Genomic DNA, 19,257 nt, shown 5'->3' with positions numbered 1-19,257 from the left:
ACCACCCATTTCTATCTTTTTTGGTTGTACGAAGATGCCATCCAACAGCTTCTAGGACGCCAACCTTAGCAGCCGGCGACCATTCTTCACTTCGACAGGCACCCTCGCGGCTATCGCGCCGGAGCACGACGAATCTTAAGAAAACATTCGCCATAAAGAACTTGTGGTGGTGCGGCCTCGCCTGCGTTCACCGGCTCGCTCCTCCTGCCCTCAATTCATTTGAATGCCCCGACATTCCCATAGGCATCGATTTCGATCGCAAAACCACGAGGCCGAAAAGACATGCCAAGCAGCATTGCTGACGCTGCCTCCGTTGGCGATCTCGGTTCCGGTCTTTCGGGAGCCGTGTTTTCCGCCGCTGAACAGCACTCCTCATATGAGAGCTTCTCACTCCTGTAGCTCGCCAAAGCCTGGAGAGAGCCCTTCACGACGTCCCGTTCCGCACGATCCGAGGCAGGCGCTGCATCCAGCCACTTCAGCGCCAACTCGACCAGTTCGGTCGCGCGATCGCTTTTACCGGTCTCGTAATAGTACTGAGCGACCGCCCCGTACGACAGGAACTTCGCGCCCTCGCTACCTTGGGGCGGATTCGCCGCCAGGATGTGTTCGGCGAGGTCCTTGCCCATGGCAAAGCGCTCTGCATCTGGGAAACCGGAGTAGTCTTTCGCAGGGTCGAACAGTTGGCGGATGGCCACGCTCATCCAAACCACCGATTTCTTGTCGATCGCGTCGCGAACCAATTGGCGCAATACCGGCAGGCCGGCCCCCATGTCACGAATGTTGTGAAGCAACAATTCCGCATGAAGCCCACGGAAGGTGACCTCGTCCGGCATCGCAGCGAGTGCCTCCTCAACCGCCGAAAGGGCTGCCGCCCAATCCTTACTCTTCATGGCGAGTTCTAATCTGGCAAAGATCGACTCTACCGGCGCTCGCTTCTGCGATAGTTCGCACTTTCTGCGTCGGCCCGTGTTTATCCTCTCTGCATCCAGGGCTTTGGCTTCGTCGCTCACTGCCCAGGAGCCGTTCAGAACTTTGGGCAACGCGTTATCGAGTTGCGTCGGATGGCCGATAAAGGCCAAGCGGCCGTCACGGTCGACCACGTATGACGTGGGAATCCCGACAGAAAAGCTGGGATCCATCCAACGCTTGCTCATTTCGCCCGCGCAGTCGAATGCGATAGCGTAGTTCAGATTCGGCACGCTCTTTGTCAACCAGGCGTCCAAGCTAGCTCGCGCTTCATCTGCCGTCGAAGCTTGTTCGTGAGCCGCGATGCCCACCACCTCAACTCCATTGTTCCTGTATTTGTCTTGCAGGATCACCAAATTTGCCATCGCGGCGATACATGTCCCGCACCACGTTGCCAAAAATTCGACGATGTATACTTTCGCAGGCTCGAACTTTGTAACCGGATGGCCACGTAGCCAGTCCTCAACTTTGATCAAGGGGGCTCGCGAACCGACGCTCAGCACATTTGCCGCACCGACTTGACTTGCGCTCTCGGTCATACTGGTCCTTGCTCGAACTCGCTTTACCCGACTCTGCCGAGAAAAATAGCAAGTCGCGTGCCACCCAGCGCTCATTGATATTACGCATTTTTCGTATCATTCCTGTCGACCTCGCGACGCATGTCGCATATCCGACCAGCTGTCCGGAGCATCTCGGCCAATCAGTCGGCCGGACGTTCTTGACGCACCTGTAGACGGACGGAGCGGGAAGCCAGGCAGCGCAAGGCCGAGTTCACCACTCCACATCCTGATCGGTTTCCAGGATGACCATTCCGGCGCTTGGGATCACGACGTGAACCTGACCTGCTTTGGTCCGTCGACTTGCGCTCGAGGGCGATCTGACATTTCCAGTTCGACTCTTTGAGCCAAGGGGCGATGAACCAGACCAGGGCGGCCAGCAGCAGCAGCACATTGATACTGAACGCCGTCTGATACGCGATTGAGGGGTGGTGTCCGTCCTTTCCTGCCATTGCTTGAGAATTAACCCCGTCCGTACTGGACCAGGAAAGCCCACCCGAAATGCAGAACGTTGAGCAGGCTGTTTGCGCCAGCGATCAATTCGGCCGGAAGGTAATCTCCGGTGATCGCGTAGCTGAGGGCGATTGCTGATCCCACCACCGCCACAATGATCCATGACGGTAGCGATAGCAAAGGTGGATGCAAGATCACCGCGAGTTCGGCTGCAATGAACACAGCAGCTATGATCGCGAGCAACGTTTCAATGTTCTTGCCATGCCGGCGCAGCGAATCGGCGACCGCACCGAGCAGCAATGCTGCCAATGCTGCCAATGCTGCCAATGCTGCCAATGCTGCCAATGCTGCCAATGGTAGGGGCTACCGCCGTGACGAGCAATTGTGTGACAAGGCTTGTTCGATCTAACTTTTCCACATCGCTCAGCCAAGACGCTGCCCACAAGGACTGCAGAGCCCATGCGGATCCGATGCATGTTGAAGAAATCGGCGTAATTCTCCAGAACCGCATCCGTACGGACGGTCTTCAGGCTGACTATCTCTCGAGGGCTCTTCGTAGCTGCGTGTTGCTCTCGAAAAATAGATCACGGCGGCTGTGGTGGCACTGGATGCGGCAAGCACCTCAAATAGACCGCGCCAGCCTTCCAGTTAGCAATGCCTCGGCTGGTGCGGTTGCCGTCACCGCGCCCAGTGCACTCAGAAACAGTGACCGATGCGTATGGCGGACTTCCACTACTTGCGCCCATGAGCCAGACATTCAATAGTCTGCGCGCTTCCAGTTTGTGTCGCCCGGCACGAACTGAGTTCGACCCGCCGGTCTCCTTGGCATCGGTTCTCGGCCGGTCGGATGCGCGTGACTAGAGCTCTAGGCTGCCCTCAGCCGATCTCGACGGGCTCGCCGCCCGACCGCTTGGCGACTTCGGCCGAAACTTGCCACATATCCTGGAGATCGCGGGCATGGATGCCTATGTGGCTTTGGCTAAAACCCTGCCGCTCCCCACGATTAAGCGCCCCGTGTCGGCTTTGATCGCGCAGTTACTGAGCCAACGACCTGTGTTCGGAGCGCTGCAGGGACCATGCGGGACACGGCCGCGGAACCGCTAGATGAGCCCCTGGGGTCCGAATCGCATCAAACGGGTTCGTGGTCGGTCCGGGGTGCGACATGCCGAGCTCGGTGGTCACTGTCTTTCCAAGCACAATAGCGCCGGCGGCCTGAGTGCTTGCTCAATTGATGATGTAGTTTCTTAGATCATTCGTCCTGCCATCGGTAATTGCACGTCCAACTGAGTTGCGGCGCGACGACCAGATTGGAAGAGCCGTACAAAGCTGCAGCTTGGAACGCAAAGGACGCAGCAATCCGGCGGTCTTCGGCGCCCTCTTGCAGGATTTCAAACAGACGACGGAGTTCGCGCACTTGGTAATGATATCACAGCGTGAGCGCGAGCAACTCGGCTGACGCGATACGCCTCAGCCCAACGATGCAGGCTCTCGCGATGAAGATTGATCGAAGACGAAATCGATCGCCTTCTTCGTTGTTTTGCCCCATTCGCAGCGATGCTCGTTCCGGTAATGCAAGGAGCGCCTACCAGGGAGACCCGCGGGTTCATCAACGATGGATCGAGTTTTTCAACGATTTGCTGAGCAATTGACCGAAAGCACGCATCGAGACGCAGCTCAGCAGAGCATGGCCGAGGTCGCCGCTGCGCTCGAACTGTCGTGCTTCGCATATCTCGCTTTTACCCATAGGCCGGGCAGTGCTCCCAATCTGATCTCGACATATCCACCCTCATGGACCGCCATCTATCTGCAGCGCGGCTACGAATCCGTCGATCCGGTGGTACGTCGGGCAATGCGCCAGCCTAAGCCCTTTCGATGGGGACTTGGATTCGAAGCGCGAAATCGGCCGGAGGCAGAACGCGCTCTATTCGAAGAAGCCGCCAAATTTGGGATTCGCTGCGGATTTACATTCCCTATCCACGATGACAAGGGCGCGATCGCCGCGCTGAGCTTTGCAAGCGACGATCGTCGAACTGGTTTCGAACGATCGCTGATCGAGCACGCCCAGAGCCTGCGGTTAATCGCAACCTTTTTTCATGCACATGCAAAACGCTTCTGGACGATAGATCGCATGGTCGGTGGGGTGGTGCTGTCTCCTCGCGAGTACCAGTGTCTCGAATGGTCCGCGCGCGGCAAATCAGCTGGGGAGATTGGGATCATTCTCGGCATCTCAGAGCGAACCGCGGGATATCACCTGGATAACGCGCGCGCGAAGCTTGGCGTCAGCTCGCTTCGTCAAGCGATCGTGCTGTTGACCGAGTCAAAATCTCGAAAATAGATCAACCGCGAGCTGCAAGCACCTGTGCGACTCCACAGGATGTGCTCTCCTGCGTTCTCTGCTTGCTTGCCTGAAGCAAGGCAGGGAGGCAAGAATGATGCAGCTCATCATGCCGGGGTACTACGGCGAATTCATCGACGATCTCGCCGAGATGCACCGGCTCCGGTATCGCGTTTTCAAACAGCGCCTGGACTGGAACGTCGAGATCAGTGGCGAGATGGAAGTCGACGAGTTCGATGTCCTTCGACCCGTACACCTCCTGAACCGCTCGAACGCTGGACGTATTCAGGGTTGCGTCCGACTTCTGCCTTCGACCGGCCCAACCATGCTGAGAGACACCTTCCCGATCCTTCTGGACGGCCAGCCGGCGCCACGAAGCAACCGGATTTGGGAGAGCAGTCGATTCGCGCTCGATGTTCCTCCGGATGCGCCGAAGGCAAGTGGTGGACTTGCTGCCGCTACTTACGAGCTGTTTGCGGGCATGATTGAATTCGGCCTTTCGCTTCAACTGACCGAAATCGTTACCGTCACTGACGCCCGGATGGAACGCATTCTTCGGCGCGCGGGCTGGCCGCTCCGCAAAATCGGAAAAGCTCGTCCTCTCGGCAACACCACGGCCATTGCTGGATACCTAGAGGTCGCGCCCGAAGTGTTGCATCGCATCCGCAAAGCGGGACACATCTCAGGTCCGGTGCTCTGGGCTCCAGTCGTCCGAGCGGCCGCCTAGAATCTGGAAGCAAGGACAATCCGGGGCATCGCTGCGCTTTGGAGCGGAAAGCCCATCTGCTTAAGACTTACGATGCACAAACCACCTCGATCAACACCCTCCCTTCAAGCCAGCAAGGCAATCGAACTGAAACATCTGCAATCGCTCGTGGCTGCGGCTGATTGTGGCAGCCTCCGTCAAGCGGCGGAATTGCTGAGAACCCAACAATCGAGTCTGAGCCGAAGAATCAGCGAGATCGAATATCACCTGGGAATTGCGGTTTTTGAGCGCTTCAGCGGTGGTGTGCGCCCCACGCAGCCAGGCCGCAGTGTTCTTCGCCTGGCAAGGACAATTCTGGAGCAGTTCGATGCTCTCATCGCGACCGCGAGGGCTGTACGGAACAGCGAGGCTGGCCGGCTGAGTGTCGGGCTCTGCACCTCACTTTCCATTGGCAACCTGCAGACGTCCTTGCTGGATTTCAAGCAGCGATTCCCGCAAATCGAGCTTGTGACGATCGAGAAATCACGAACACGCCTCGCGACTGCACTTCGCAACGGCGTTCTCGATATCCTGATCGTCACAGGGAACCTGCCATTACTCGACAACCGAGTGATGCCGCTGTGGAGCGAACGTGTTCTGGTCGCCTTACCCCATGATCATCCCCTCACCGCGCGCGACACAGTCTATTGGACTGACCTGCGCGGCGAGACGGTCCTGCTGAGCCATTACGATCCGGGAAAAGAGTTTGAAGATCTTCTGATTTCCAAGCTCGTGTCGCCTGAGGACCGTCCTAAACTCGAGCGCCACGACGTCAGCCGCGGTATCATCAAGAGCCTGATCAGGATGAACACAGGAATCAGCCTGGTGCTGGAATCCGACGTGGGCATCAACTATGCAGGCCTCGTCTACCGCGAATTGCGCGACGGAGCCGGTCCGAGCCGATTCGATTTTTCGGCATACTGGCGAGACGACAACGAAAATCCTGCGTTGGCTGCTTTCTTGAACTTGCTTTCTGAGCGCTATCCCTCGCCTCCGCTCGGGTGTTGACGGGCCCGTCGAGCCTTCCGGAAATTTCTGTCCGCTGCCATAAACCGTGCCAACATGGGAGCGATAAGCTTGGCCGGCTCCCCGATCGGCTGCCCGCTCTCTTGTGCAAGGATTTCTGCGTATGCCACGAGATCCCTGTGCACGCTCGCCGGGATTTCATGCGTAATCTTGATCGGCTTATCGTCTTCGAGCGCTCCAAGTTTAAGCTTAGCCATCGTACCTCACCCTCTATACGGTTCGAGCACCAGATCGCGATTGACGATCACCCGCACCGGAAATCCCGGACGGATCGTCAACGTGGGCTGGATGTTGAGATTGCGGCGGACCACCTGCTGGCCCGTCTGGTTCATCGAGTCCCCCGCGCCGCGGCGGAGCGCAGCGATGAGGTCGCTGTTGGTGCTACCCGTATCCGATCCGGAATTCACCTCGGTGCCGACGGCGAGCAGCGTCGAAAGCGCAGCCGCCCCCAACAGCTCCTTCCAATGGTTGTCGACTTCATCCTCAAGCCCAGAGTAGCCCGCGCCATCTGCGCCCGGCTGCCGCTCCAGCACGATCGATCGCCCATTTGGCATGATGAGGCGCGTCCACACCAGGAGGACGCGCGATTGGCCAAATGCGACTTGGCTATCATACGTCCCGATCAACCGGGCTCCTTGCGGGATAAGGCGAGCTCGCCCCGTAGGGGAATCGTATACCGTTTCTGTGACTTGGGCCGTGATCTGCCCAGGCAGGTCGGACCGAATCCCCGTGATAAGAGCAGCCGGAATGATCGTTCCCGCCTGGACCACAAAGGGAGAGACCGGTCTTGCCAGGCGATCGGGACTGGTGGTTCGACGGTCAACGGAAGCACTGACGAACGCAAGTTTTCGATCCTGGCCATTCTGGCCAAATGCTTCGTCGGATGATGGCGCTGCATTTGATGGGGCTTCACTTGGCGATGTGACAGGGGCCTGTGCGCGGACGTTCGTGCTGGCAAACACCTTGCTGGTGCGTGCCGCCTCGCTCTCCTGACCAGCGCGCTGCTGTTCGGCGTCAATACCGAGCGGGCTGGGCGTCGACGCGCCCTGTGCTGCAACGATCGGCCGGCCAAGATCGCCGGGTAAAGGTGGTCCAAGACGCGGCACCTCCTTCGGGATCTCAGTATAATCCTTCGGCAAGGTTGCAAGCTGATCGGCGACATTGTGGTGGTCGGTCGCGTAAAGCTCCTCGGCGGCTGGCGTCCGTGATCTCTTCTCCTGCAGAGCCCAGAAGACCGCACCAGAGATGAGCACCAGCAAAAGGGCGCTGCCACCCGCAAGCACCTTGCGCGATAGGCGCGTAACTTGCGGCCGATCCGGCCGGAGCCGAAGGGTTTCGGCGATATCTTCCGGCGGCTTGACCCGAGGAGCGTCCTTGGGTGTGTCATTCGGCTGGCCAGTCTCGGTCACAGCGACCTCCAGTCGGTTCGGATGATCCTGACCTTCTGCTGGTGCTCCTCGCCGAGCCTCAGTTCCGCGGCCGCGAACAGCCGGTCGACGATCAGCACATTGCCGTAAGCGCGATAGTTGACGAGCTCGGTCTTGCCATCAGGCCCGATCACGAAGAGCGGCGGCATCTCGCCCTGGCCGATGCCGGGCGAAAACTCGATGTAGACCTTGCGCCCATCGTCATAGGCATTGACAGGACGCCAAGGTGGGCTGTCTCCCTCGATGGCGTAGCGGTAACGGCGCTGCGCTTGGTCCGGGATGACGGGTGTGGGCGGCAGAGCTCGACCACGCGCGGTCCGATCCTCCGGATAGAACCATGCGACCTGTGGCATATAGGGCTTTTCCCGGGAGCGGAGTTCGATGAGGTAAGTGCGCCGATCCGTGTTGACGACGAGATTGGTCTCGATCGCCGGTCGTGTCGGCTTCACCATGATGTGCACACGTCGCGTGTCGCCGCTGCCGCTCTCGGTGTCGCCGACCACCCAGCGAGTGGTGTCACCCGCGGCGACCGGTCCCGAGCCGATCAGCTGCTCGCCGGGCTCCAAGGCGATGTCGGTGATCTGCCCCGGCGCGGCATAGACCTGATAGAGAGCGCCGGGACTGTACGAAAACACCTGCACCGCATTGAAGTAGCCAGCCTTTCGCGGCTGCACACGTGCGGCGTCATTCGCGGTCTCAATCCGTTCAATCGGCTCCTTGGCTTCCGCGTTCTTGCCGCCGCGCGCCGCCTTCCAGGCCGGTGGCACATGCAGCGGCCGCGGCCGATCGTCGGCAAGCGCCGGCAGATCTGGAGCCGGCGGGACATCGCTATCGTAACTGACTTGTGGCGGCTTGAACGTGGTGCAACCGCCAAGGGTGGACACACCAATAACGAGAGCCAGAGCGAGGCTCGGGCGGACCCTCTGCGACGCAATAACGAGACCTGACGGCATTGCTAACCCAGCTCCTTCGACCAGTTGATGGCGTTGACGTAGATGCCAAGCGGATTCTTGCGGAGGCGATCGAGATCGCGCGGCATCTCCACGATAATGCTGACGATCGCGCTCCACCGTTCGGTTGCGGCAAGCTGGCCGTTGTCGTAGCGGCGCTCGATCCAGGCGAGGCGAAAGCTCTCAGGGGATGCCCGGATGACGCTCGAGACCTCGATCGCAATTTGCGTCTTGCCGAGCTTGGCGAATGGATCGTTGTTGCGTGCGTGGTCATTCAGTGCGGCCGCGCCGCGATCGGTTGTAAAGTCGTAGGCGCGGAGCCAGTTTTCGCGAAGGACGATGGCGTCCATCGGCAGGCCACGCACATGCTCGATGAAGCGCGCCAGGTGAAAGGCTATTTGCGGATCGGTCGGTTGATAGCTGGCGTTTGCCGGAGCGACGGCTTTGGCTTCGCCCAACTGGTCGACCTCGACCACCCAGGGCGTGATCGTCCCGTGCGCCGATTGCCAGACCAGGGCGCCGGCGAAACCAGCGGATAAGAAGAGGCAGCCAAAGGCCATCAGGCGCCAGTTCTTGGCCTGCACGCGAGCAGACCCAATGCGATCATCCCAGACCTGGGCTGCGCGTTGATAGGGGGTGACGGCCTCTGGCGTGCGGCCATAGTGAACGGCCGATCGTTTGAACATTGCTAGACCTCAAGTGACGGGTGAGAAAACGGAATTGGTCGATCAGAAGAGTCAGCGGTCATGTTGCGAGAGGTCGACAGATCCGCCGCCCCCGCCGGGATCACCCGAACGGATCGCGTGGGTTGCCGCTGATGCGCCATGACTGACCGTCTGCGCTCGCTTCATGCGCCGAACCCAGGCGGGTGCACTGTCGGAAGCTCTCGAGGAATCCCCGTCCCCCTTGCCGGCATCGCTCGCCGGTCCACCAAGACCAGCTGCGACCGAGCGCAAGGGACTTGCAGCACCGGACGCGCCCGCCTCGGAGCCAGACTGACTCCCCGCCCGAAACACGCTCATGGTGCCGCTTGCAATCGCACTTCCACCTCGTAGCGAGCCTGCAATCGCGCCGCCGGCGAGACCGGCAGCGCCGGACGCGAGGCCAGCGCCAGCCGCAACGACTCCACCGGCGGCAAGTCCCGTCCCGACGGCGCTGCCTGCGCCAAGCTGCGGACCTCCGGAGACGATGCCGTTGGCAATGCCAGGTCCGAAAATGCCGAGGCCTAACAAGGCGAGCGCGCCCAGGACAAGCGCCATCGCGTTCTCGATGCTCGGCTGGTTGCCGCTGAAACCTGCCGTGAACTGCGAGAATAAGGTCGATCCAATGCCGACGATGACGGCGAGGACCAAAACCTTGACGCCAGAGGAGATGACGTTGCCCAGCACCCGTTCGGCCGCAAAGGCGGTCTTGCCGAACAAACCGAAGGGGATCAGGACGAAACCTGCAAGCGTCGTCAGCTTGAACTCAATCAGCGTGACGAAGAGCTGGATGGCGAGAATAAAGAAGGCGAGCAGCACCACAATCCAGGCGAACAGCAGGACCGCGATCTGGACGAAATTCTCGAAAAAGCTGACATAACCCATCAACCCCGAGATCGAGTCCAGGATTGGGCGGCCGGCATCGAGCCCCACCTGCGCAATGCGGCCTGGCCGCAAAAAATCGGCCGATGACAGACTCGTGCCCGAGGCTTTGAGGCCAAGACCAGCAAAGCTCTCGAAGACGATGCGGGCGAGGCTGCTCCAGCTGCCGATCAGGTAGGCAAAAACACCGACAAACAAGGTTTTCTTGACGAGCCGGGCAACAATATCTTCATCAGTCCCCCAAGACCAGAACAGCCCCGCGAGCGTGAGGTCGATGGCAGCCAAGGTGGTGGCGAGATAGCCGACTTCGCCCCCGACCAGACCGAATCCGGAATCGATATAGCGGGTGAAGGTTTCCAGGAACTGGTCGATGACGGAGGTGCCGCCCATTGCTCACTCGCTTTGGCTTGGAATGGAGGGTGAGAGCGACGGCAGGCGGCTTTCGTCCTTGTGCGGCACAGGCGAGGAAAATGGCGCCGTGCGCGCATTGCTACCCGAACCGCTTACCGATCCGCTTTTCCCCAAGAACTGGCTGCGCCGTTCCGCCCAGATCCTCTCGCATTCGAGCAGAGCCTCTCTCTGCTCGTAGGTGACGGTGCGGCATTGCTCGAGCTTTGCCGCCGCCGGATCGGGCTTCGCAGCGAGCGAGGCGGAAGATTGGGTCGCGCTGTCGTCGCCGCGCAGGTGAATGGCGCAGGCGGCGACGGCCAGGACTGTGATGCTAACTGCCACCGCCATCGGCAGCCGTTCAAATCTGTTCTTCATCATCAGTGGAACATCTGCACGGTTGTCGGTTGATAGCCCTGACCTTGGGTCAAAAAGCGCCGCAGCTGCTCCCTGCCCTGATCCTGGGCACTTGCTCTTTGCGCGGCTTCGAGCGCTTGTGCGCGCCCCTGCGCGGCCATGGTCGCGGTGAGATCAGCAAGCTGCTGCGCTTGCAGCGCAAGGAGCTGGTTGCCGGCCTGACTTGCCTGCAGAGCACCTGACGCGCCCTGGCTCGCCGTGACCAGGGCCGACATCTGCGTGCGGTTGGTATCGAGATTGCCGACGACGGTTGCTTGCACCCGCATGGTATCCTGCAGGCCGGCGACTGCGTTCTGCCAGCGTGTTTGGGCGTTGGCGACGAGGAGCCCATTGGACATGCTTGCGGATGCCGGCGCATAATTTGTTGAGAACGCGCGATCGATCTGCTGGACATCGTAGGCAATGCGCTGCGCTTGACTGAGCAGCTGCTGCGTGCGCTGAATCGATTGCTCGAGCTGCTGCAAGGACGAGTACGGCAGGCTGGCCAGGTTCTTCGCCTGATTGATCAACATCTGCGCTTGGTTCTGCAGCGAGGTGATCTGGTTGTTGATCTGCTGCAGCTCGCGCGCCGCCGTCAGCACATTTTGCACGTAGTTGTTGGGATCGAACACGATCCACTGTGCCTTTCCTTCCCGGGGCGTTTGGGTCAGGCTAATTGCGATGATACTTGCTGCCAGCAGCGGACGGAGACGTTTCATGGCAAGCCACCTCCCTTGGCAAGCTGCGGAATGAGATTGCAGGCCCAGCCGAGGTCGCGCGCCTTGAGCCAGCCGGTGACGAAATCGTCTCGTCCGTGCTCCTCAAGAACCCGCTCGATGAGAGTCTGGTCGGTCTTGGACGACGCGGCCGCAAAAGCCAGCGCGATCTCACCAAGGCCGAGCTCGAACAGCCGGTTGCCCCGGCGCGACTGGCAGTAGTAGTCGCGCTTGGGCGTCGCGCGGGCGAGGATCTCGATTTGCCGGTCATTCAGTCCAAAGCGCCGGTAGATCGCCATGATTTGCGGCTCGATCGCCCGGTCATTGGGAAGCAGGATCCTTGTCGGACAGCTCTCGATAATTGCGGGCGCAATTGCGGAGCCGTCGATATCGGCCAGCGACTGGGTCGCAAACACGACGGAGGCGTTCTTCTTGCGCAGCGTCTTCAGCCATTCGCGGAGCTTGCCGGCAAAATCGGCATCGTCCAGCGCAAGCCAGCCCTCATCGATGATGAGAAGGGTCGGACGGCCGTCGAACCGATCCTCAATCCGGTGGAACAAATAGGAGAGAACCGCCGGCGCGACACCGGTCCCGATCAACCCGTCAGTCTCGAACACCTGGACGGAGGTCTCTCCCAGCCGCTCACCTTCCGCATCCAGCAGCCGCTCAAACGGCCCGCCGAGGCAATAGGGTTGCAGCGCGCGCTTCACGGCATTGGATTGCAGAAGAACGGACAAGCCCGTCAGCGTCCGCTCCCGAACTGGCGCCGAGGCGAGCGAGGTCAAGGCCGACCAGACATGATCCTTGGTCTCGGGCGTGACCTCGATGCGCTCGCGCGCAAGAATCGAAGCAATCCAATCGGCTGCCCAACCGCGCTCCGCAACATCGTCGATGCGCGCAAGCGGCTGGAGCGCCACGAATTCTGCCGAGTCTCCGCCAACCGCGCCGCCAAGATCATGCCAGGCGCCTCCCATGGCGATCGCCGCCGCGCGGATCGACCCGCCGAAGTCAAAGGCAAAGACCTGAGCGGCCGGATATCGCCGGAACTGCAGTGCCATCAGTGCGAGCAGCACCGATTTCCCTGCGCCGGTCGGTCCAACGATCAGAGTGTGTCCGACATCGCCGACATGGAGCGCAAAGCGGAAAGGGGTCGATCCTTCCGTCTTGGCGAAGAACAGTGGAGGCGCCTTCAAATGATGGTCCCTCACCTCTCCCGCCCAGACCGCAGAGAGCGGGATCATGTGGGCGAGATTTAGCGTCGACACCGGCGGCTGGCGCACGTTTGCATAGACCTGTCCCGGAAGGCTGCCGAGCCAGGCCTCGACGGCATTCACTGTCTCGGTCATGGAGGTAAAGTCCCGGCCCTGGATCACCTTTTCAACCAGGCGTAGCTTTTCGTCGGCCGCGTGCGGATCCCTGTCCCAGACCGTGACCGTTGCCGTCACAAAGGCCTCTCCAATCTGATCCGAGCCGAGCTCCTGGAGCGCCCTATCTGCATCCATCGCCTTGTTGTGGGCATCCGTGTCCAGAAGCGTGGACGCCTCGTTCGTCATCACCTCCTTCAGGATCGCGGCAATCGACTTGCGCTTGGCAAACCATTGCCGCCTGATCCTGGTCAGGAGCTTTAGAGCATCCGTCTTGTCGAGCATGATCGCCCGCGTGGACCAGCGGTACGGGAATGCGAGGCGGTTGAGATCATCGAGGATCCCGGGCGTCGTCGTCGTGGGAAACCCCACAACGGTCAGGACACGCAGATGCGCGTCACCCAGCATCGGCTCAAGCCCGCCTGTCAGCGGCTGATCGGCAAGCAGCGCATCCAGATACATCGGGATCTCAGGCACCCGAACGCGATGCCGCTTGGTCGAGACCGTCGAGTGCAGGTAGGTGAGCGTTGCCTCGTCATCGAGCCAGCCGCATTCCGGCATAAAGCCCTCAACGAGCTGCAGCACGCGGTTGGTCCGGTCGACGAAGCCACTCAGCACCTCGCGCGCATCCGCTCCCGCGCTGCGATGGCCGCCCTCGTACAGGAGACGCTCTGCCACAGCTGCACTCTCTGCAGGAGGTAGATAAAGGAAGGTTAGGTAGTAGCTCGATTCATAATGGCTGCCGGCCTCCTCGAATTGCGCTTTGCGCTCCGCATCCACCAAGGCGGATGCGACATCCGGGAATGTGTCGGGCGGATAGCGCCCTGCCGAATGCCGTTGCGCCTCGACGAAAACCGCCCAGCCCGATCCGAGACGCCGGAGCGCATTGTTCAGGCGGCTTGCGACCGCAACAAGCTCAGCCGGCACGGAACTGTCGAGATCGGGCCCCCTGAACCGCGCCGTCCGCTGAAGCGAGCCGTCCTTGTTCAATACAATTCCCTCGTCGACCAGAGCAGCCCAGGGCAGGAAATCAGCAAGGAGCGTGTTTGAATGGCGGTATTCGGCAAGATTCATCATGGGACTATTCTCAAGCGCTGAGGTGACCGGGAACACGAACGTGCCGGCGCACGACTTCGACGAATTCCGGATCGCGTTTTGCGGCCCAGACCGCGGCCATGTGGCCGATGAACGCCAGCAGAAGACCGGCTAGCCACAAGCGCAGACCGAGGCCGAGTGCTGCAGCCAATGTGCCGTTGAGAATGGCAACCGATCGCGGTGCCCCGCCCATCAGGATCGGCTCGGTCAGCGCACGGTGGACAGGGGCGACAAAGCCCGGGACTGGCTCATCCATCAGATCACCACCCCGCCGCCGAACGAGAAGAACGACAGGAAGAAGCTCGAGGCGGCAAATGCGATCGACAGACCAAACACGATCTGGATCAGCCGCCGGAAGCCGCCCGACGTGTCGCCGAACGCGAGCGAGAGACCTGTCACGATGATGATGATGACCGCGATGATCTTGGCCACGGGTCCTTCGACCGATTGCAGGATCTGGTTGAGGGGCTGCTCCCAGGGCATGTTCGAGCCGGCGGCCCAGGCCGGCACGCTGGCCAGGTACAGACAAGCGAATGCTGCAACTGATGTGAAACCTCGCCCGAGAGAGGATGGTGCGTTCATGATTGATCTCCGATTTTCGAAAGGCTGTAGTCGCCTGATGGTCCAAGCCCGGTGACAGAAGCGAGTTCGCTCAAACGCCGTTCGGCACCACGGCCAGAGAGCACGGCGATGACGTTGATGGTTTCTGCGATCAGCGCGCGCGGAACCGTGACGACGGCCTCCTGGATGAGCTGCTCGAGCCGGCGGAGCGCGCCAAGCGCGGTGCCGGCGTGGATCGTGCCGATTCCGCCCGGATGTCCCGTCCCCCAGGCCTTGAGCAGGTCGAGCGCCTCGGCCCCGCGCACCTCGCCAATCGGGATTCGGTCAGGGCGCAGACGAAGTGACGAGCGCACAAGTTCGGACAGCGAGATGACGCCATCCTTGGTCCGCAGCGCCACGAGGTTCGGCGCCGTGCACTGAAGCTCCCGCGTATCTTCGATGAGAACGACGCGATCCGAACCTTTGGCCACCTCTGCCAGAAGCGCGTTCGTCAGCGTCGTCTTGCCCGTCGATGTGCCGCCCGCGACCAGGATGTTCTTGCGTGTAGCGACCGCATCACGGAGCGCGTTGGCCTGCTCCAAGTTCAGGGTGCCGGCAGCGACATAGTCGTCCAGGCTGAAGACAGCGACCGCGGGTTTGCGGATCGCGAAAGCCGGCGCGGCGACGACCGGCGGCAACAAACCTTCGAAACGCTCTCCCGTTTCCGGCAGCTCAGCCGAGATTCGGGGCGAGCCGGCATGAACCTCAGCGCCCACATAGTGCGCGACCAGCCGAACAATTCGCTCGCCGTCGGCAGCCGATAGACTTTCGCCGGTATCGGTAAGGCCGCTCGAGAGCCGATCGATCCACAGCCGACCGTCGGGGTTCAGCATCACCTCAACGATCGACGGATCTTCCAGAAAGCCGGCGATGGCAGGCCCCAGCGCTGTGCGGAGCATGCGCGCTCCGCGCAACTCGGCTTCCGAATGAAATGAATGGATCGCCACGACTGCCCCCGTGCTTGAGGTCGCTGACATCAGCGGCCTTGCGTGGGGACAAGTAGAAAAAGCAGAACCGAGGTAATCGCAACAAGAGCGCTCGCGGTTCGTACTCTGGCGTAGAAGAAGAAAAGATAGGAAAGAATGCTTGCGAGGCTTTGATGATGGGCAATCACGCCTAGCCTTCCGCGCGTCCCGCACGAAAGAAAACGCCTCAAAAATGAAACACCGGCCGGAGTTTATAGCTCCGGCCGGTGTTTTAGCGCGTCTTACTTGCCGAGCTTGCCGAGTTCGGCGGTCAGCTCCGGAACCGCCTGGTAGAGGTCGGCGACCAGGCCGTAATCGGCAACCTGGAAGATCGGCGCGTCCTCGTCCTTGTTGATCGCGACGATCACCTTGGAGTCCTTCATGCCGGCCAGATGCTGGATCGCGCCGGAAATGCCGACCGCGACATAGAGCTCGGGGGCCACGACCTTGCCGGTCTGGCCGACCTGCCAGTCGTTCGGCGCATAGCCCGCATCCACCGCGGCACGCGAAGCGCCGACGCCGGCCCCGAGCTTGTCGGCGAGCGGCTCGATGTACTTCGCGAAGTTCTCGCGGCTCTGCATGGCGCGGCCACCGGAGACGATGATCTTGGCCGAGGTCAGCTCGGGACGGTCGCTCTTTGCGACTTCCTCGCCGACAAAGGACGACAGGCCCGGATCGGCCGCCGCCGCGACGCTCTCGACCGACGCGCTGCCGCCTTCTCCCGCTGCGGCGAAGGTGGAGGTGCGCACCGTGATGACCTTCTTGGCGTCCTTCGACTTCACCGTCTGGATGGCGTTGCCGGCGTAGATCGGGCGCTCATAGGTGTCGGGGGCGATCACCTTGGTGATCTCCGAGACCTGCATGACGTCGAGCAGGGCCGCGACGCGCGGCATCACGTTCTTGAAGCGCGAGGTCGCTGGCGCGACGATCGCATCGTAGGACGGGGCCAGCGAGACGATCAGCGCGGCCAGCGGCTCGGCGAGATCGTGCGCGTAGGGCTCGCCTTCGGCGACCAGCACCTTGGCAACACCGGCGAGCTTCGAAGCCGCCTCGGCCGCAGCCTTGGTGCCCTGCCCGCCGCCGGCGACCAGCACATGGACGTCGCCGCCAAGCTGGGAGGCTGCGGTCAGCGCCTTGTTGGTGGAGTCCTTGAGGACCTCGTGCTCGTGTTCGGCAATCAACAGCGTCGTCATCAGAGCACCCCGGCTTCGTTCTTGAGCTTCGACACCAGCTCGGCGACGTCCTTCACCTTGACGCCGGCCTTGCGGCCCGCGGGCTCCGTCGTCTTCAGAACTTCGAGGCGCGCGGTGACATCGACGCCGTAATCGGCGACGGTCTTGTCCGCGATCGGCTTCTTCTTGGCCTTCATGATGTTGGGCAGCGACGCATAGCGCGGCTCGTTGAGACGGAGATCGGTGGTGACGATCGCCGGTCCCTTCAGCTTGACGGTCTGCAAGCCGCCATCGACTTCGCGGGTGACCTTGAAGTCAGAGCCTTCGACCTCGAGCTTCGAGGCGAACGTCGCCTGCGACCAACCGAGCAGCGCGGCCAGCATCTGGCCGGTCTGGTTCGAGTCATCGTCGATCGCCTGCTTGCCCAAAATAATCAGACCAGGCTGCTCTTCCTCAGCGATTTTCTTCAGGATCTTGGCGACAGCGAGCGGCTCGACGATGCCGTCGGCCTTCACCAGGATGCCGCGATCGGCGCCCATGGCAAGACCGGTGCGGATCGTCTCCGACGCCTGCGCCGGTCCGATGGAAACGACCACGACCTCGGTCGCCTTGCCAGCTTCCTTCAGGCGAAGCGCTTCCTCGACCGCGATTTCGTCGAACGGGTTCATCGACATTTTGACGTTGGCGAGTTCAACGCCCGATCCATCGCTCTTGACGCGGACCTTGACGTTGTAATCGACCACCCGCTTTACCGGCACCAAGACCTTCATCGATTCTCTTCCACTCAATTTGGGGAGGAGTTATCACGAAAGGATTGAGCCAATTCGTATGGATCGCGACCAACGTGCAGGATTTATGCACGAGAGATGATTCGGACGCCGCAAAGCGCCTACACCCATATAAACATTCCATCGAGGGTGGCTGTGCGGAGGTGCGCACCCCGCGCAACTCGACTTCTTGCAGGGACCGATAGCGATCAGCGGCTGGATGAGGCGGAAGCAGAACCTGCGCTCGGCAAAATGGGACCAAACGGATCGTAGTCTGGCGTGGAAGAAGAGAGATTCGGGACGATCGCTTCTGACGCGCCGAACATCATGACCCCGGACATCAGCCCGGCGACATGCGGGCTTCACCACTCCGCATGATCATCCGCCTCCAGGATGGCGAGCTCGGCTGGTGGAATAACGACCTCAACCGAGTTCCAGCCTCCCGCCGGTTGACGTGTGACCGAATTGCCAGCCTTCCTTTTCCGGCGCTCGAGCCACGGGACGGCGGCGAACCAGACCAGCGCTGCCACCTGCAGCAAAACGTTCACACCGAACGCGGTCTGATAGGCCGTTAACGGATAATGCCCCGCCTCTAGAGGCCATTGCTCCAGAATCAGTCCCGTCCCGTACTGCACGACGAAAGCCCAGCCAAATTGCAGGACATTCAGACCGCCATTGGCGCGCGCAACCAGCTCGGCCGGGAAATAGTCCGCTATGATGGCGTGGGTCAGAGCAGTGGCTGACCCGGCCATCGACAGCACGCACCACGGCAGGAGTGATGGCCAGGGCGGATGCAGGATCAGCACAAGCTCCGCCACAATCAACATCGCCGCGACCAAGCCAAACAGAGCCTCGCTCTTCTTAACCCGGCGACGCACCCAGTTGGCAAGGACGCCCAAAACCAGAGCGCCGAGACTCAGAGCGACCGCCATCACGAACAATTCGTTGACGAGTCTCGTTCGATCCAGCCGCTCCACATCGGAAAGCCAGGGCGCCGCCCATAAGGATTGCAGTGCCCAAGCGGACCCGATGCAGGTCGCCGATAAGGGCGCCATTCTCCAGAACCGCGCATCCGAGTAGACGGTTTTCAGAGTGGCGGGCGTCCTGCTACCCTGTGGCCCAGTGGTTCGTTCAGGAACCACGAGATAGATCAAAATGGCAGCAAGCGCGCTTGCGGCGCCCAGCACGCCGAATAGACCCCGCCATCCGATCCAGTCCAGCAGCACCTCGGCAGGAGCCGTTGCGGTAACGGCCCCCAATGAGCCCAGCATGATCATATAGCCATTGATGAGGGCCATTCGTTCTCTTGGAAACCAGAGGACAATGATCTTCAGCCCGGACATCAGGGCTGCTGCACTCCCAAGTCCGACAATCGCGCGAGCAAAAAGAAGCGACAGGAATCCCGTCGATAGCCCAAAGAGCGCGGCACCCCCTGCAGCAACAGCCAAGAGCACGCTCTGGACCCGGCGCGGCCCGAAGCGATCAAGTAACATGCCGATCGGAATCTGGGCCGCCATAACGACCAGAAAATAGATTGACGTGAGCAGCCCGATATCGGCAGCGCCAAGCCCGAGATCAGAGGCGAGGCGGCCAGCAATGAGTGTATTGATGGTCCGGAACAGGTACGAAAGGTAGTACCCGACCGCGAAGGGAAGAAACACGCACGCGATCAGCCGCCACACAGGAACTGGCTCAACTCGTGCCACCGGCAATATTTGCGGCCCAAGCTCGTTCCGCACGCTTCTGGCGGCCG

The 19,257-nt window shown here is 61.0% G+C and carries 19 protein-coding genes; 3 read left to right on the top strand and 16 right to left on the bottom strand.

The genetic code is table 11. The features are described from left to right. Window positions 1-215 precede the first annotated feature (215 nt). Together QSV46_RS23475 and QSV46_RS23470 are read right to left on the bottom strand one after the other, a co-directional pair. Entirely contained in the window at window positions 216-1,505 is a 1,290-nt protein-coding gene (locus QSV46_RS23475; RefSeq protein WP_409997199.1) for a TlpA disulfide reductase family protein, read from the bottom strand. 480 nt (window positions 1,506-1,985) lie between these two features. Beyond that, window positions 1,986-2,330, bottom strand: a complete 345-nt coding sequence (locus tag QSV46_RS23470; RefSeq protein WP_314957266.1) for a hypothetical protein — start codon at window positions 2,328-2,330, stop codon at window positions 1,986-1,988. Window positions 2,331-3,588: 1,258 nt separating this feature from the next. On the opposite strand from QSV46_RS23470, the gene QSV46_RS23465 reads away from it, so the two are divergent. The 3 genes from QSV46_RS23465 to QSV46_RS23455 all read left to right on the top strand — a co-directional run bounded on the left by QSV46_RS23465 (window position 3,589) and on the right by QSV46_RS23455 (window position 6,064). Further along, window positions 3,589-4,311 (top strand): LuxR family transcriptional regulator, encoded by a 723-nt coding sequence (locus QSV46_RS23465; protein ID WP_314957263.1) that lies wholly within the window; start codon window positions 3,589-3,591, stop codon window positions 4,309-4,311. A gap of 94 nt (window positions 4,312-4,405) precedes the next feature. Further along, complete coding sequence (locus QSV46_RS23460; RefSeq protein ID WP_314957261.1) at window positions 4,406-5,038, top strand: acyl-homoserine-lactone synthase; 633 nt, start codon at window positions 4,406-4,408, stop codon at window positions 5,036-5,038. A 72-nt stretch (window positions 5,039-5,110) separates the two neighbouring features. Next, window positions 5,111-6,064, top strand: a complete 954-nt coding sequence (locus QSV46_RS23455) for a LysR family transcriptional regulator (RefSeq protein WP_314957258.1) — start codon at window positions 5,111-5,113, stop codon at window positions 6,062-6,064. Here QSV46_RS23455 and QSV46_RS23450 read toward each other — a convergent pair. The 14 genes from QSV46_RS23450 to QSV46_RS23385 form a co-directional block, all read right to left on the bottom strand. Continuing rightward, complete coding sequence (locus QSV46_RS23450; RefSeq protein ID WP_231189382.1) at window positions 6,037-6,279, bottom strand: DUF2274 domain-containing protein; 243 nt, start codon at window positions 6,277-6,279, stop codon at window positions 6,037-6,039. The two genes, QSV46_RS23455 and QSV46_RS23450, sit on opposite strands and share 28 nt — an antisense overlap. Window positions 6,280-6,285: 6 nt before the next feature. Then, window positions 6,286-7,491: a TrbI/VirB10 family protein gene (locus QSV46_RS23445; protein WP_314957250.1), complete on the bottom strand. Its 1,206-nt coding sequence runs from the start codon at window positions 7,489-7,491 to the stop codon at window positions 6,286-6,288. Then, window positions 7,488-8,462 (bottom strand): P-type conjugative transfer protein TrbG, encoded by a 975-nt coding sequence (trbG, locus tag QSV46_RS23440; protein ID WP_314957248.1) that lies wholly within the window; start codon window positions 8,460-8,462, stop codon window positions 7,488-7,490. Before trbG ends, QSV46_RS23445 begins: the two co-directional genes overlap by 4 nt. 2 nt (window positions 8,463-8,464) lie before the next feature. After that, window positions 8,465-9,145 (bottom strand): conjugal transfer protein TrbF, encoded by a 681-nt coding sequence (gene trbF, locus QSV46_RS23435; protein WP_314957247.1) that lies wholly within the window; start codon window positions 9,143-9,145, stop codon window positions 8,465-8,467. 51 nt (window positions 9,146-9,196) lie between these two features. Beyond that, complete coding sequence (gene trbL / locus QSV46_RS23430; protein WP_314957244.1) at window positions 9,197-10,432, bottom strand: P-type conjugative transfer protein TrbL; 1,236 nt, start codon at window positions 10,430-10,432, stop codon at window positions 9,197-9,199. A gap of 3 nt (window positions 10,433-10,435) precedes the next feature. Next, window positions 10,436-10,810, bottom strand: a complete 375-nt coding sequence (gene trbK-alt / locus QSV46_RS23425; protein ID WP_314957241.1) for a putative entry exclusion protein TrbK-alt — start codon at window positions 10,808-10,810, stop codon at window positions 10,436-10,438. Next, window positions 10,810-11,544: a P-type conjugative transfer protein TrbJ gene (gene trbJ, locus QSV46_RS23420; protein ID WP_314957238.1), complete on the bottom strand. Its 735-nt coding sequence runs from the start codon at window positions 11,542-11,544 to the stop codon at window positions 10,810-10,812. The genes trbK-alt and trbJ overlap by 1 nt, the downstream gene beginning before the upstream one ends. Beyond that, a complete protein-coding gene (gene trbE / locus QSV46_RS23415; protein WP_314957236.1) occupies window positions 11,541-13,982 on the bottom strand; it encodes a conjugal transfer protein TrbE in 2,442 nt (813 codons plus the stop codon). Before trbE ends, trbJ begins: the two co-directional genes overlap by 4 nt. A gap of 10 nt (window positions 13,983-13,992) precedes the next feature. Next, the gene (locus QSV46_RS23410; protein ID WP_007600323.1) at window positions 13,993-14,256 is read right to left on the bottom strand and encodes a VirB3 family type IV secretion system protein; all 264 of its coding nucleotides are present in this window, start codon (window positions 14,254-14,256) and stop codon (window positions 13,993-13,995) included. Then, complete coding sequence (locus QSV46_RS23405) at window positions 14,256-14,582, bottom strand: TrbC/VirB2 family protein (protein WP_259219315.1); 327 nt, start codon at window positions 14,580-14,582, stop codon at window positions 14,256-14,258. Before QSV46_RS23405 ends, QSV46_RS23410 begins: the two co-directional genes overlap by 1 nt. Then, a complete protein-coding gene (gene trbB / locus QSV46_RS23400; RefSeq protein WP_314957418.1) occupies window positions 14,579-15,499 on the bottom strand; it encodes a P-type conjugative transfer ATPase TrbB in 921 nt (306 codons plus the stop codon). The genes QSV46_RS23405 and trbB overlap by 4 nt, the downstream gene beginning before the upstream one ends. Window positions 15,500-15,807: 308 nt before the next feature. Then, window positions 15,808-16,758, bottom strand: coding sequence for an electron transfer flavoprotein subunit alpha/FixB family protein (locus QSV46_RS23395; RefSeq protein ID WP_314957225.1), 951 nt, complete (start codon window positions 16,756-16,758; stop codon window positions 15,808-15,810). Then, the gene (locus QSV46_RS23390; RefSeq protein WP_247321098.1) at window positions 16,758-17,507 is read right to left on the bottom strand and encodes an electron transfer flavoprotein subunit beta/FixA family protein; all 750 of its coding nucleotides are present in this window, start codon (window positions 17,505-17,507) and stop codon (window positions 16,758-16,760) included. The genes QSV46_RS23395 and QSV46_RS23390 overlap by 1 nt, the downstream gene beginning before the upstream one ends. A gap of 359 nt (window positions 17,508-17,866) precedes the next feature. After that, window positions 17,867-19,186 carry an MFS transporter gene (locus tag QSV46_RS23385; protein ID WP_314957215.1) on the bottom strand — a complete coding sequence of 440 codons (1,320 nt, stop codon included), beginning with the start codon at window positions 19,184-19,186 and terminating at the stop codon, window positions 17,867-17,869. Window positions 19,187-19,257 lie beyond the last annotated feature (71 nt).

The organism is Bradyrhizobium cosmicum, assembly GCF_032290525.1.
Classification (GTDB): domain Bacteria; phylum Pseudomonadota; class Alphaproteobacteria; order Rhizobiales; family Xanthobacteraceae; genus Bradyrhizobium; species Bradyrhizobium cosmicum_A.
This window is presented reverse-complemented; position numbering and strand designations above follow the sequence as displayed.

Bases quoted from the DNA above. Each gene is read 5' to 3' on its own strand.
- QSV46_RS23460 (WP_314957261.1), top strand. From the start codon at position 4,406: ATGATGCAGCTCATCATGCCGGGGTACTACGGCGAATTCATCGACGAT.
- trbL (WP_314957244.1), bottom strand. From the start codon at position 10,432: ATGGGCGGCACCTCCGTCATCGACCAGTTCCTGGAAACCTTCACCCGC.
- trbJ (WP_314957238.1), bottom strand. From the start codon at position 11,544: ATGAAACGTCTCCGTCCGCTGCTGGCAGCAAGTATCATCGCAATTAGC.
- trbB (WP_314957418.1), bottom strand. From the start codon at position 15,499: ATGCTCCGCACAGCGCTGGGGCCTGCCATCGCCGGCTTTCTGGAAGAT.
- QSV46_RS23465 (WP_314957263.1), top strand. From the start codon at position 3,589: ATGGATCGAGTTTTTCAACGATTTGCTGAGCAATTGACCGAAAGCACG.
- trbF (WP_314957247.1), bottom strand. From the start codon at position 9,145: ATGTTCAAACGATCGGCCGTTCACTATGGCCGCACGCCAGAGGCCGTC.
- QSV46_RS23395 (WP_314957225.1), bottom strand. From the start codon at position 16,758: ATGACGACGCTGTTGATTGCCGAACACGAGCACGAGGTCCTCAAGGAC.
- QSV46_RS23475 (WP_409997199.1), bottom strand. From the start codon at position 1,505: ATGACCGAGAGCGCAAGTCAAGTCGGTGCGGCAAATGTGCTGAGCGTC.
- QSV46_RS23390 (WP_247321098.1), bottom strand. From the start codon at position 17,507: ATGAAGGTCTTGGTGCCGGTAAAGCGGGTGGTCGATTACAACGTCAAG.
- trbG (WP_314957248.1), bottom strand. From the start codon at position 8,462: ATGCCGTCAGGTCTCGTTATTGCGTCGCAGAGGGTCCGCCCGAGCCTC.
- QSV46_RS23405 (WP_259219315.1), bottom strand. From the start codon at position 14,582: ATGAACGCACCATCCTCTCTCGGGCGAGGTTTCACATCAGTTGCAGCA.
- trbE (WP_314957236.1), bottom strand. From the start codon at position 13,982: ATGATGAATCTTGCCGAATACCGCCATTCAAACACGCTCCTTGCTGAT.
- QSV46_RS23410 (WP_007600323.1), bottom strand. From the start codon at position 14,256: ATGGATGAGCCAGTCCCGGGCTTTGTCGCCCCTGTCCACCGTGCGCTG.
- QSV46_RS23450 (WP_231189382.1), bottom strand. From the start codon at position 6,279: ATGGCTAAGCTTAAACTTGGAGCGCTCGAAGACGATAAGCCGATCAAG.
- trbK-alt (WP_314957241.1), bottom strand. From the start codon at position 10,810: ATGATGAAGAACAGATTTGAACGGCTGCCGATGGCGGTGGCAGTTAGC.
- QSV46_RS23455 (WP_314957258.1), top strand. From the start codon at position 5,111: ATGCACAAACCACCTCGATCAACACCCTCCCTTCAAGCCAGCAAGGCA.